The 14512-nt window shown below is 36.9% G+C and carries 10 protein-coding genes; 2 read left to right on the top strand and 8 right to left on the bottom strand.

The window, feature by feature from the left end; genetic code table 11:
• Positions 1 to 90: 90 nt before the first annotated feature.
• The 8 genes from GJV51_04995 to GJV51_04960 form a co-directional block, all read right to left on the bottom strand.
• Positions 91 to 2424 carry a Xaa-Pro dipeptidyl-peptidase gene (locus GJV51_04995; protein QGM25355.1) on the bottom strand — a complete coding sequence of 778 codons (2334 nt, stop codon included), beginning with the start codon at positions 2422 to 2424 and terminating at the stop codon, positions 91 to 93.
• A gap of 72 nt (positions 2425 to 2496) precedes the next feature.
• Positions 2497 to 4269: an oleate hydratase gene (locus GJV51_04990; protein QGM25354.1), complete on the bottom strand. Its 1773-nt coding sequence runs from the start codon at positions 4267 to 4269 to the stop codon at positions 2497 to 2499.
• Positions 4270 to 4411: 142 nt separating this feature from the next.
• Positions 4412 to 6946 (bottom strand): peptidase, encoded by a 2535-nt coding sequence (locus tag GJV51_04985; GenBank protein QGM25353.1) that lies wholly within the window; start codon positions 6944 to 6946, stop codon positions 4412 to 4414.
• An 84-nt stretch (positions 6947 to 7030) separates the two neighbouring features.
• A complete protein-coding gene (locus GJV51_04980; protein QGM25352.1) occupies positions 7031 to 7972 on the bottom strand; it encodes a 3-phosphoglycerate dehydrogenase in 942 nt (313 codons plus the stop codon).
• 1 nt (position 7973) lies between these two features.
• Positions 7974 to 8936 (bottom strand): sugar kinase, encoded by a 963-nt coding sequence (locus tag GJV51_04975; GenBank protein QGM25351.1) that lies wholly within the window; start codon positions 8934 to 8936, stop codon positions 7974 to 7976.
• 21 nt (positions 8937 to 8957) lie between these two features.
• Positions 8958 to 10235: a gluconate:proton symporter gene (locus GJV51_04970; GenBank protein ID QGM25350.1), complete on the bottom strand. Its 1278-nt coding sequence runs from the start codon at positions 10233 to 10235 to the stop codon at positions 8958 to 8960.
• 15 nt (positions 10236 to 10250) lie between these two features.
• The gene (locus tag GJV51_04965) at positions 10251 to 10994 is read right to left on the bottom strand and encodes a TIM barrel protein (protein QGM25349.1); all 744 of its coding nucleotides are present in this window, start codon (positions 10992 to 10994) and stop codon (positions 10251 to 10253) included.
• A 10-nt stretch (positions 10995 to 11004) separates the two neighbouring features.
• On the bottom strand, positions 11005 to 11259 hold the full coding sequence (locus GJV51_04960; protein ID QGM25348.1) for a hypothetical protein: 255 nt from the start codon (positions 11257 to 11259) through the stop codon (positions 11005 to 11007).
• A gap of 117 nt (positions 11260 to 11376) precedes the next feature.
• On the opposite strand from GJV51_04960, the gene GJV51_04955 reads away from it, so the two are divergent.
• On the top strand, positions 11377 to 12366 hold the full coding sequence (locus tag GJV51_04955; GenBank protein ID QGM25347.1) for a substrate-binding domain-containing protein: 990 nt from the start codon (positions 11377 to 11379) through the stop codon (positions 12364 to 12366).
• Positions 12367 to 12411: 45 nt separating this feature from the next.
• Positions 12412 to 14499 carry a sodium:proton antiporter gene (locus GJV51_04950; GenBank protein QGM25346.1) on the top strand — a complete coding sequence of 696 codons (2088 nt, stop codon included), beginning with the start codon at positions 12412 to 12414 and terminating at the stop codon, positions 14497 to 14499.
• Positions 14500 to 14512: the final 13 nt, after the last annotated feature.

The following is a 14512-nucleotide window of genomic DNA, read 5'->3' as shown; positions in this document are numbered from 1 at the left end:
GATAACACAGTCTATTATGTATGTAAACGGTTACAAACGAAAAACATGAAGCTTTTTCTTAATTACAAGATAAAGCTTCATGTTCTATGGTTATTTTTTACTGTTAAATGGTACATCTAGCGAGCTTGTCGATAAGTCTATCGTGTACTCTATGGCTTGGTTTCCCCGAACCGTCATTTCAAAATCTGTCGCATATATAATTAATCCCAATTGATGTCCTGGTCGCATTTTGTAGTAGGTTGGTTGTAGCTCAAAATGTAAGTCAACATATTGATTAGGCCACAAGTCATTATTTTGTCGAGGACTTGTCCGATTTTGTAGATTAATATGACCAATAGTAATCATTTTATAATCAGATTTTTTATATTCAAACGACATCAAATCTGTCGGACTAAAATTCACACCACGGTCAATCATTACGCCTTGGTTCGTAGGTGTTTCTTTGAGATATATGTCATTCCCATAGTCGACGACCATTGCGCTGATCAATCCTATGTTTTGTGAGGATTTCACTCGCAGGTTTAATAAGATTTCGCCATCTATTATTCGTTCTCTTGTGTAAGTTTCACTCTTAAAAATCTGATTGGTTGGCAACTTTCCAGTAATCGTATCATCACGCCATTTATCAAAATGTTTGCAGTAATCAGTGAACTGATTTTCAGGTAACCAGTCCTTAAAATTGAGTTCACCACTGCTTTGATTAGTGGTAAGCATATTCTTACCAATATAATATTTATTTTTTTTACTTGTTCCCCACTCATCTAAGATATGCCAAGCATCTTCTTTACTATTGTCTTGCCATGTAACGGTAGGTAACACTTCGTTAGCTCTGACATCTTTATCCAATAATTTTTCGGTCAGCCAAAGATTTATCTGATCTGAAAAATCCAAAGAACGATTGTTGTTGATATAAATATGTTGGCCTTGGTGTAAATATATTTTCTTAATGTTTGGTAAATCGCGAAGTTTTGACCATAATTGATACACCTGCCGTGGTTTAACATTCCAATCATTTAAACCATGAACCATTATCATATCCACTTTAATATTCTTAACTTGATTTAAATAATTACGTGTATCCCAATAATAATCATAATTGCCATTGACACGGTCAGCAAACTTTTCCGTATTGGCTTGAAAATTATCCCACTGGTTTTTAGTTTTTAATCGGTCAGCTGGATCTTTTATCCGTGAATATACTAATTCGGCTAGTACATCCATATCTTCACCGGGAAAGCCACCGGGCGCAATAACTAGACCATTGTCTCTGTAATATTGATACCAATTGGAGATAGCAGCCTCAGAAATAATCGTTTTCAAACCAGAGACACCTGTGGTAGCAACTGCTGTGGCTAAAGTTCCCAAATAAGAGCGTCCAGTCATAGCAATATTATGATTTGACCAATTAGCTACAATGGCAATATTACTTGTACGGTCAGTAAAGGCCACTCTATTACCTGCCAACCATTCAACAACATTTTTCATCGATTCAACTTGCTCTGGAGATCCTGTGTCTTGCATACCATCAGAATGACGTGTGCCAATACCTGCAGAATAAGCAACTGCATAACCACGAGACAAAAAATACTGATTTAAGTCAACAGGTTTCCCCGCTTCTTGCGTAAAGTTCACAGAAGCTTCTTCAGCGTAACCATTAATTTGACGTGCAAACGGTTTTGTAACAATCTTTTCGATATGATTTAAATTACTCAGAGCTGGTTGGCGCGTGTCCTTTCTTGTTAATGGCACGTTAACATCATGCAATTTGGCATCATTTTCTTTCTCGTTTAAGCCTTGATAATAGGGTGATGCTGTAAATAGAACCGGTAATTTTTCATTTGTATTTGGTCTTATAATATCTACTTGAACTAAATCAAACCGCCCGTCATTATCAGTGTCGACAGAAGTTTCCACCCAAACTGACTCGCGAATTAATTGGTTTGTATTATAGGTTGGCAAAGACTTACCATTAAAAAGTAAACGCTGATTATCAGATTCAAAATATCCTCGGCTTGCCAATTCATCAATAAATAACAAGCCATTATTTGTGTGGCTATTTAGCAATTCATACCACGCATGATGTAAATTGTTTACCGTCATTACTGGTAAGCCTAATTGCCGAAATGTAGCGACCCCATTATATTCATTAGCTGCCAAAATATCCGTATATCCTAACAGTTGGGCAGCGACACGATAAAAGACAGCTTGTGTGAGTGGTTGGTCTTTTTCTAAGAAAAGAAAAACATTTTGCTCATCGGTAGCTAGATGTTCACGTAACCAGTCATTTTGAGCTTCATAAGTTTTATAATTTGTTAAAGCGCGTCGCAATAGCGTTTCAAAGTCTTCACTATCAAAACCAACAGCTCTTAGCTCTTGTAATTCGGTTGTTGCATCGACAGCAATTCGACCATACTGATTAATCATATTATCCCTTTTTTTGTTTTTATCTCATTATACGACAAAAGCACTCATCTGCGGACGAGTGCTTGACAAAGTTTATAAAAGGTGTGCTTCTGTCAATAATTCTTCTAACCAAGTACCTTTGATTTTCTTAAGACCAACCTTTTGTATGAGTTTAGGAATTGGCAAATCTATTTCGCTCAGTGGTTTTTTATCATTCATATAGTACATGGCTCGCAATAATTCTCTAATATCGTAAATTGAATTAAAGACTTCTGGTACACCACGTTCAACATCTAGCAAACTATAAACAGCCTCCATAGCAGTCCTTACTGAATATTCTGTAGTAAAGACTGTGTCTCGCGAAGGTGACTCAGCAAAGTTCCCGATAAATGCCAAATTGACAGATCCATTTGGTATTACTTTTGGACGATCGCCCATGACACGTGGCATAAAATAACTTGTAATAAACGGCATGTATACCGGAACAGTGTTAATTGACTCTTGCTGAGCTAGCTGATTAATTTTACTTTTAGGGACGCCTAGATGATACAAAAATTCTTGTGTAATTTCTTGGCCCGAAGACTCTACAATGGTCTTTTTAACATAGTTGCCAGGAACATCAGAATATAGTCCGTAAATCCAAACAGTTGTTTCATTTGGTTTTTGCTGCTTAAAATGTGGTTGGCGATGAACAGCAAAACTCATCAGCCAATTTGAGTCGGTAATGGTTACGATGCCACCTGTATTAATTTTACCATCATGTATATCCCTCTTGGTAAGTCGTTCAATATAGGGATTAATTTCAGTATTTTTAATTGTTGCCGTTGCTGAAACAAACCAACTTTTTGCTGGCAAGTTTTGATAAAACACACTTGGATGACCAAATTCATCTGATTGTTCAGCTAATTTTTCCCACAAGCGCCATGAACCACCAGGTTCACTTGTAACTGGCGCCGGTTCAAAATGGCTCCCATAGGTCGTGCTTTCGGTAATGGAACCGTTTGTTATGAAAACTAAATCATTGGCTGTAAGCTGTTTCGTTTCTGGCTGACCCGCAACAGTGAGCTGTAATTCCTTGACAACTTTGTTGCCATGATCAAAATTCACAACGACATTATCAACCGTAGAATCAAACTGTACGTCAACTCCGTGATCTTCGAGATACTTGATCAAAGGTAAAACCATCGAATCATATTGATTGTACTTATTGAACTTCAATGCTGAAAAATCCGGTAACCCATCAATATGATGAATGAAACGCATTGCATAACGTCTCATCTCGATTGCTGAGTGCCATTTTTCGAAGGCAAACATTGTTGCCCAATATATCCAAAAATTACTTTTGAAAAAGTCCTCTGAAAAATAATCTTCAATCGTCATTGTACCTAATTTTGCTTCAGGCGTCATAATCAATTTAATAATTTCTTCAGTTGATTTACCTAATGTATAATCACCGTCGTTAGGCACACGATTTCCGCGATCATAAATCAATCGACAATTTGATGAATTAGGGTCATCCTTATCTAACCAATAATACTCATCTAGGTAAGAAGCACCGGGGATTTCTAATGACGGTACTGAACGATATAGATCCCATAAACACTCAAAATGGTTTTCCATTTCACGGCCACCGCGTGTAACAAAACCAACATTAGGCCGTTGAATTCCATCCAATGAACCGCCAGCCAGTGGGAGTTCTTCAAATATATGAATTGACTCTCCTTTCATATGACCGTCACGAATAAGAAATACCGCAGCAGCCAAACCTGCTAGTCCTGAACCGACAATATATGCTGATTTCTGATCTACGTTTTTGGGCTTGCGTGGTGTGGCAAATGCTTCATAATTACCATTGCTATAATACATCGTAATCTCCTTTCCGATAGAAAACGCTTTCAATACAACTTCATTCTACTCTAGGTCAGTATTAATTAGCAATTCAAAAGGATTGCCACAAAATAGTTAATATCAAAAAAGCAAACATATAATTGTTTGCTTTTTAACTAATTTATTTGATAGCCTCAGAAATAGCTCTATTCACACCATCCTTCTCAGCTACAATCAAATCCACACGGCTCGAGATTACCTTAATAGCCATGGTAATTTCACGTGTTAATCCAGGTGTATTCAACTTGGGTTCGAAGAATGCCTTAAATTCAGCTAGTCGTTCTGGTGTATGGAACGTAGCGGTAATAACAGTAATATACATCGTAAATTCCATATCACCACCTATCGTATCTTCTAGCCACTGCCATTGCTCACGAACCCAATCCCAAATGAACTGTTGACTTTTATCATTAACTAGCAGGCCATGGACCCACCCACGGAGGTCTTGCGGTTTAATCGTGTCAGCATCCTTTAGATGACCAATCAATTTCACAATTAAATCTGTATCTGGCGTACTAGTCAAGGCCGAACGTAAGTCAGCTTTATAACTAGCATCAGAAGACTTTTTATAAGTAGTCAATAATTGTTCAAACAATGACATATTGCCAAAATGCTTTAATTCATTAGTTAGTACAAAGTGACGAATATCAGCAGATAAGTTTTGTAGATTATCACTGTTTTGTTCAAATAATTCATGAGCGAGTGCAATTGTATCAGGATTTTCTGCATACAAAGAAGCATCCAAAACATAAGGCCGTGTTAGCTGGTCATCGTATGGTTCACCGCTTTTTCCAACCCATCCCAAACGTTTTACTTGTTTTCTACTTAGTACATCATAGAATTGTTTTAAAGCTTTTTCTGCAGCTGAATCTGATGCGACAAATTTCTTCAAATCTGAAAGTATACCGTATAATACTGCATTAACCAACATGGCATCTTTGTGCGCAAAATTAGCCAACAGTGGCACGATATCAGCGTAGGCAATTTGCCTACCATCAGCAAGTAAATGTAAATCCTGAAGAATTTGTCTTTGCGAAATATTATCCAATTCATCAAGATGTTCTAAAATATCTGTTAGTAATTGAGCATCATATTGAACAATAAAATGCGAATCATTGCCGTCATTTAGCCTAAAAGGTGTGCCAACTGATTCACGTAATTGAGCATAATCACCAATCACTGCATGTTTATTGGCTAGTATGTCGGGGGCCGCATCATAGTTACTGTTTAAGGGAATTTGCCACTGACGATTTCTTTCTTCATATCCACCAATGAAAAATTGTTCTTGAGATAGCGTTAACTGACCATCAATCACTTTTGCTGAAACCACTGGATATCCTGGTTGTTCTAACCAAGAGTCCATCACTGCTTTAATGTTTTGGCCTGAAGCTTCACCCAAAGCGTCCCACAAATCAGCTCCTGTTGCGTTTGCATAGCGATGGCGAGTGAAGTATCTTTTTAATCCTTCACGTAAGGCCTTATCTCCAATCAACGAACGAACCATCACCAACAGTCTTGCCCCTTTAGCATAAACAATTGCTGGATCAAACAAAGCATCAACATCAGCTGGATGTTCTACTTGAGTATGAACTGATTGTACGCCTTCTGTACTGTCTCTTTTCAATGCTGAAACAACATCGCTTGTTTGGAAGCTTTCCCAAATATGCCAACTGGGCTCAATCGCATCAATTGCTACATACTCCATCATATTAGCAAAACTTTCATTGAGCCACAAATCATCCCACCATTTCATTGTGACTAAGTCACCAAACCATTGATGTGCTAATTCGTGAGCAATAACTGTAGCAACAATTTGTTTGGTATGCAATGCTGAATTTTCAGGATCAAGCAGTAAATAAGCTTCACGGTAAGTTACTAATCCCCAGTTTTCCATTGCTCCTGCAGAGAAATCAGGCAAGGCTAATTGCCAAGAATGTGGCAATGGGTAAGGTGTTTGATAAAAATCTTCGAAAAACTCAATCGATCGTTTAGCAATGTCTAGTGCAAAATCCAATTCTTTGGGAGCATGTGCCTTGGTAGAAAACACACCAACTTTTACCCCTGTGTTAGTAACCGTTTGCTTACCTTGTAATTCACCAAAGGCAAAGGCCACTAAATAAGTTGACATCCGCACTGTTGTATCAAAATAATGTATGCCATTTTCTGTGCGTATCTCTGGCATATTGGCTAAAATGCTTTCGTTTGGCTGTTCATCAAACTTGATTGATAAAGCAAATGTCGCTTTAGCTTCCGGTTCGTCCACACTTGGAAAAGCTTGACGAGCAAAACTTGTTTCAAATTGTGTACCGATAATTTGTTTTTTAACACCATCTAACTCGTAATACGAAGGATAAATCCCCATCATTGTGTCGGTTAATCTCGCTTTGTAAATCACAGTGATATCTATACGACCAATAATTTCTGTCGAAAATTTAATTAAATCAGCGTTGTCGTCAACAACAAATGGAACCTCTTTTTCATTAATCTGAACAGACTGAATTTGTAAGTTTTTTTGATGTAAAGCAAGATCATTGACCAGTGCATTACCACTAACCTTTGTTTTACCACTAAACTGTTTCGTTTCACGATTAATATTTAAATAGATATTATAATGTTCAGGTTGAAATTTATTATAAAGCCGTGTGAATTGAGTCATGCTTGCTCCTGTAATCTATTAGAATAGCTACATTATACACCTTGAAATTAAAAAATGACTTTTAAACAGTCATCTTTCTCGTTATTAATTAATTTTATTCACAGCTGATTCTGGGTCCTGACCAGATAATACTCGAACAATATCATTAGTTGCATCAACCGCCATACGTGCCTTAGTTTCAACAGTATTAGAGGCAATATGTGGTGTGAGTAAAACATTTTCTAATGCAACCAATGGGTTTGTAACAGGTAACGGTTCTTCTTCAAAAACATCTAAAGCCGCACCAGCTATCTCACCCGATTTTAGAGCTGAAACCAAGTCAGCTTCAACCAGAATAGAACCCCGTGCCATATTAATTAGAAATGCATCATTTTTCATCAACTTAAACTCATCTGCGCCAATTGAATACTGCGTTTCAGGTAAGGCAGGCAAATGGACCATCACATAGTCAGCAGTTTTAAAAATTGTTTCACGATCAACCAACTCAACATTGAGCACATCCTTGGCAAAGGGATCAAAGGCAATGACTTTAACATCAAACCCACTCAATTTTTTAGCCACTTGCTGACCTATACGACCAAACCCTAAAATACCAACCGTTTTCCCCTCAATATCACGTCCTGGGTGTGCCTTTCGATACTGCCAATTATCATCATGAATTGCTTTTGAATCTTGATATAAGTTTTTGCTGATAGCTAACAACTCCGAGACAGCCGTTTCTGCAACAGATCCTGATAAAGCTTTAGGTGTGTTCACAACGTAAATACCACGCTGAGTTGCAGCATCCACGTCAACAGCATCATAACCAACACCGTTACGTGCAATAACCTTTAAATTTGGCATAGCGTCCATGATATCTGCATCAAATTTTTGTGTACCGATCAATACAGCACTTGCCTCTGCCCCTTCAGTTTTCATTTTTTCAGGGTTGCGCCCAGAACCAATAACTACTTTTAAGCCTGCATCTTCAAGAATCTTTTTCCCAACTGCTGGAATATCATCTGGTAAGTATACTTGTTTTGTCATATTATGCCTCTCTCTTATTATCTACTAAAAATTTTTCTAGTTCTTCCTGTGTTGGGTACCCATCGTTGTCACCTGGTGTTTGAACTTGTAGAGCGCCCACCGCATTCCCCCGTCGTACAGCATCTGCTATAGACAATCCTTCAATCAAACCTGTAATTAAGCCTAGCGCAAATCCATCCCCCGCACCAACAGTATCAACAACCTTTTCAACCTTAAACCCATTAACAACGTAACGCTCACCGCTCTTGTTTTTGACATAGGCGCCATCAGATCCAATTTTGACAACGACCGTTTCTGTTCGGTCACTGTTATTCAGATAAAAATCGGCAATGGTTTCTGGATCTCTTGATCCGATTAAAATTTCACCTTCATCAACACCAGGTAAAACAATCTCACCATATTTTGCTAAATCATTAATCGTTTCAATCATCACTTCTCTAGACTCCCATAAAGCAGGTCGTAAGTTTGGATCAAACGTGGTTCTAATACCATGCTCAATTAATTGTTCAGCAAAATAACGGAATGCCTCACGTGCTTGAAGCGAAATCGCTGGGAAAATTCCTGATAAATGGGCTATCTTTACATCAGAAAAATCAACTTGATCAATTAATGATTTGTTAAAGTGTGCCGCAGCTGAATTTCTACGAAAATTAAAGGTTGATGGATCACCCTGATCAACTAATTCTTTTAACTGAAATGCTGTCCAATTATTTTTATCTGTGGCAATATAGTGGTTGCCAACATTATAACGCGCTATTTCTTTAATCGTAAATTGACCCAACGGATCTGCACCAACCTGAGAAATATATTCCGTGTCATGACCTAATCGAGTAGCACCAATCATAACATTTAGTTCAGCACCACCCAAAAATTTATAATAATTAATACTATCAACTAACCCTTTATTTAAGTCGGTGGAAGCAAATGTCACTACCGGTTCCCCTAATGTTAAAATTTCACTCATCTTATTTCTCCTAATTTCTTTTTAGTGTCCAAAAAATCCATAAACTAATAGTTCGTTCACAAAAGATACTATCCACATGACTGGAATACCCATTTTTAGGTATTCTTTTGTTTCCAACTTTGAGTAAGTTAACGCCCATGTATTCCATGACTGTGTTAAATCAATAGAGACTGCCATAATACTAGCCGTGTAAAGAAGTGGTAGTAAGAATATTGGTTGGAAAGTACCTGTAGCAGCTAAAACTGCCGCCGTAGCCGCTCCAGCGCCCCAAACATGCAAAGGTCCACGGAACAAAGCTAATGGGGCTAATATACCAATGGCAATTGCCAAAACTAGGGGGCTACTTGGTAAAATAACTTCAATCATGCTTTTGAAATGGGGCACGTTCATGGTAGCTGCTCCAGCAAACATCACCAATGCCATCAAGAATACAATCAAACCAGAAATATCATTGATTGCTTGTGAAACTGTTTTGTTGATAAAAGCAACTAATCCTTTATAAGATTTCATTTGCCCTGTCAATAATAATGCAATAATTGTTGCTAATAACAGTGCAGGAATAGCATCCCAATGGAAGAACATATTCAGAGCTACTGGCAAAACGGGGATGATAAATGTAATTGGGTGCGTCTTCTGGAAGGTTGCTTGCTTACTGTCATCAATTGTTTCAATTTCACCATTTTTGATGCTTTTACTATTAAGTAGTATGAAGATAATAACGCCTACTAATTGAACACTCATGGCTGCTAGACCAAAAATCAAGTATTTTCCCGAAAAACTAACTGACGGGAAGAACGCTTTTATTTGATTAAATAGGACTACGTTAATGTACATTGGCGCACCAATAGCCATTGTGAATGCTGGAATGGCGACCTTTTTAGGAACACCTATCGACAAGAGAATTGGAATTAATATAACACCGATGGCGATAACCGAACCAACGCCGTATGCTGACGAGAAAATTAACGCTGTAACGAGTACAACTAATATCGTTGCGAAAATGGGGGCTTTTCGTCCAACCTTTTCAGTTTGTGCCGAAATGGACCCAGCTATACCCGAATCAACTAGTACACGACCAAACCATGAACCAAAAACAATATAAATAATTGTTGGTCCATAATTCAATGCTGGCTCTGCAATAACCTTTTGAACAACTTGGTTGAAAGGTACCAGTCCAATAACAGACCAGAGAAGCGCCATTACAAAGAAACCAATAACTAAATTGCCACCCTTAACAATGTAATAAATAAATCCTACGAATGTTAGTAAGAGCAAAATACTAATAATGATATTAGTCATAAGTCTTGCACCCCTTTAATTAAACATGGCGAGTGCCTGAACGCCATCTTGAATAACTGTATCATTAACTGTTGGATATTCAACTGCTACAGGAACATTACTTGGCAAAATATTCAAAATTGATTGCCATGAAATATCTCCCACATTAAGCGGTACAGTTGCCAAATTATCACCTTGGCCTTGAGCATCTTTAACATGAATATAGCGTACATACTGTCTTAGTTTTTCAGCTGCCACAACTTCGTCTTCACCAACATAACGCCAATTACCCATATCATAAACATAGCGAATATCTAAATGATTTTCCGTAACAACAGACATAAACTTTTCAATGTCGTTTATTTTCCCGGAAACTTGAGTTTGATCATTTTCAATATTTGTCTGAATGCCACGCTTTAATAGTTGGTTTAATGCAGATACCTCTTCTGAAGATAACATTTCAAAATCTCCAATATTAAATTTAATCGCATAAATACCAAGCGCTTGTGCTTCATCATAGTACTGTGTCAATTTTGGATTAAGACGATGATTCACAAATACCTCATCTGGCACGGAATAAAATAAACGTAATTTATGATCAGCTGCAAACTCTGCAATGGCAGAAGTTTCTTTAACAATGTCATCAAAATATTCGCGTCGTAATTCAACCGATGAAACACCGAAAGACACAGCTTTTTTTAACATGTCAAGTTGTTGCATGCCCTGCTCATGATCATTCATGAATACTAGATTATTCAAAACAATTTGTTCTTTTCTCATTATTCATTCCTCAATAGTTATTTAGTTCTGATACATGTTTCAATAACTCGTCAAATCCTAAATCCGATAGACTGGGTTGTGATTGATCAAAGTTTTTACTTTCAATTTCATTAAATTTTTCAACTAAAAAGTAAGCAGAAAGATAGGCTGCAAGCTGTTGTTTCGCCATACCCTCAAGATTTTTAGTATCAAAATTTAGTTTAAAAGATTCAAGAAATTGTAACGCAAACTTTTCTGGATCAATATGTAACTGCTTATTTTTCATTTTTCTAATCCTCTGTTTTGCACGTGTATCGTTTTCGGAAACCGGTTTACATGATATATTGTAAACGCTTTCAAATATTTGTCAACCCCTTTTTTTAATTTGTCGTATAATGTTGTCATGAGTAAAAAAGTGACTATCAACGTTATAGCTGAAATGGCAAGGGTTTCAAAAACAACAGTTTCCCGCTTTTTAAACGGGAAATTCGATAATATGTCAGAAGCAACAAAAGAGCGCATTGCTGAAACCATTGCTGAATTAGATTATCATCCTAGTCGCCAAGCACAAGCCTTAAAAGCGAAAAATTCTTTATTAATCGGTATCTCTGTGGCAGATATTTCTAATATGTATACCTCGCGTCTGTTAAAAGGTATTAGTGATTATTTTCAAAATACAATTTATCAAGTTTTAATTATGGACGGTGATAATTCAATTGAACGTGAGCATAGTAATTTGGAAAAAATGGTCACCGAGAGAATCGACGGTATTATCTTACAACCACTAGTTCACAAAACTGATCATTACCAGCTACTAATTGATGAAAATATTCCTGTCGTTCAAGTCGATCGTTATACTGAACCATTTACTTGGCCAGCAGTGGTGTCGGACAATTTTCAAAAATCACTAGAAGTGGCAGATTTAATAAAATCAAAAAACTACGAAGAAATTATTGTTTTATCTAATCATATCAATGGTGTATCTAGTCGTATGAACCGTTATAATGGTATAAAAACAGGTATTGTAAACACAAATGTTACGATTAAACTAATCGAAATTGATGACGATCTGGACTGGCCAAACACACTACAATCCATGCTTAAATCACCCACAAAAAAAGCGCTGTATGCGCTTAACGGAGAAGTTTTATGGGCAATTATTCGCTTTTTAAAAAAGCATCATATTACCATTCCTGATGATGTTGGTATCATTGGTTATGATGATGCTATGTTTGCCGACATGATTTCACCTGAAATTACTTCTGTATCACAAAACCCAAAAGAAATAGGCCGAACGGCTGCAGCCAACTTAATGCAACTTATGAGTGATGAAAACACTTTGTCCAAAAAAATTCGAATCCCATCAACAATCCAAATTAGAAAATCTCTTTGACTAGAACTATCGTAACCATAAAAGCTTTATTCTTAAGGAGGATATATGTCAACACTATATGCATTAGCTTTATTGTTAATCGGTGTGATTGGTACTAACCTAATTAAACAATTTATTCCAAAAATCCCGGAACCATTCATCCTAATTATTGTTGGTATTGGCCTGTCATTTACACCAATATTTCAGCATTTCGAACTTGAACCTGAGTTTTTTATGCTGATGATTATTGCTCCATTAATGTTTCTAGATGGACAAAAGCAATCATTTGCCAAAATTAAAAAACGTTTTTCAATTATCTTTCTTTTATCAGTAGTTCTCGCTGTGGCCACCGCCATAGTGGTTGGTTTACTAGCAAATCGAGTGGAAGTGCAGTGGACATTACCGTTAGCAATTGCGCTAGCTGCAATCGTTGTACCTACTGATGCCGTTGCTGTCAAATCAATGACCTCATCAGTTGATATGCCTAGTGGTGTGGGCGAAGCTCTGGAGCTAGAATCGCTATTCAACGATGCCACAGGACTAGTCTTACTAGATTTATCTTTATCCGTGCTTGAACAAGGAAAATTTTCTCTTGTCGTAGGAATTGGGCACTTCTTGTTTGTTGCAGTTGGTGGTGCACTAATTGGTGTGATTGCCGGTTTTCTGCTTGTTGCTATTCGAACCAATATTACTTTCAGAACTATTAGCCCAGAAACCACAATCATCCCAATTAGCCTCTTAACTCCGTTTATTGTTTATCTTTTAGCAGAATCATTTGGTACTTCTGGTATCTTAGCCGTAGTTGCTACTGGTATTGTACATAATTGGGAATCCAATAAGCTTCGCTTAACATCAACACGAGTACAACTGACTTCCAACACTATCTGGGCATCAATATCGAATGTCTTAAATAGCATTGTTTTCATTATTTTAGGTATTTCTTTGCCGATTGTTTGGCAAGAAATTATTCAGATGGGCTTAGTTGGCATCATGCAACTATTAGGCTTAAGTATTTTAATTTATATTGCGATGTACGCTGTGCGATATATTTGGGCATTTCGAGAAGAAAATCATTCAGCTAATACTTTCTTTGACAGCCATAGCAATCCCAAACAACATCGTTTTTTGTCCCATATATTCGCCATTAGTGGTGTCCATGGTACCATGACACTGGCCATGGCATTTTCCTTACCGCTAACTATTGCCAACCATGCTTTCCCCTATCGTGCTGAACTTATTGTAGTCGCCACTTTGATTATCTTAATTAGTATGTTAATGAGTGCAATTATTTTACCTATCGCCCTCCCAAAGAAAGCAATCACCTATACTAAAGCTGACTTAGAAAACACACGTAACAAAATGGTTGACTATGCTTCGTTAAAAATTTCTGAGATTACTAAAGACTCTGCTGTTCGAGAAGCAATTATGATACAATTACAGTCACAAAAAGGTTGGTTAAACGACAGTCACTCAACAAAAAATCATAATTCTCAAAAATATAATACGCTGATAAACAACACGAAAGACTTTATTGTTCAGTATCTACATAGCGAAAGTGTTGAACAAAAATATAGTGCTGAAGTAATTGATGCATATGAAAAAATTCTTAATCGTCTCAAAATTAACAATTTTTTCCAACACAGTCCCCTACAAAGATTTTTTCACTATATAAGGGCGCGATACCGTCACGTCAAGTGGCATATACAAAATGGTCAAATGACGAAAAAACAACGGTTAAAGGATCGTAAAAAATGGGCCAAAGAGCATCAAGGTAGTGTGCAACAATGGGAAAATATTCACGAAGGATTACTGCTATTAAATAACGATGTTATTGATGAGGTTAATCAGTATCTAGATAATCTCTTACGTAATAGTTTAGAGAATGACACTGATGACCTCCAATACATCAGTCATGTTCGTCAAAGATTTGACCGTTATTTTAATTTAATAAAACGTGATTATAATAAAGAAATACCAACTATCAACAGTGATTTATATATTCAAGCATTTCAATTTGAATATAATTATATTCAACAAGCCAGCTCGACAGGTATAATCCCGAATACACTGGCAGCAGTGCTATACAATGAAATAAATGAAGCCCAAATGTTAGAATTACAACAAATTAACCAGATAGAAGCAATGGATTCTTAAAAAAATAATGGCT

Source organism: Leuconostoc mesenteroides subsp. mesenteroides (genome assembly GCA_009676745.1).
Lineage (GTDB): Bacteria > Bacillota > Bacilli > Lactobacillales > Lactobacillaceae > Leuconostoc > Leuconostoc koreense.
The sequence above is the reverse complement of the archived record's forward strand: the minus strand, read 5'-3'. Positions and strand labels throughout refer to the sequence as shown.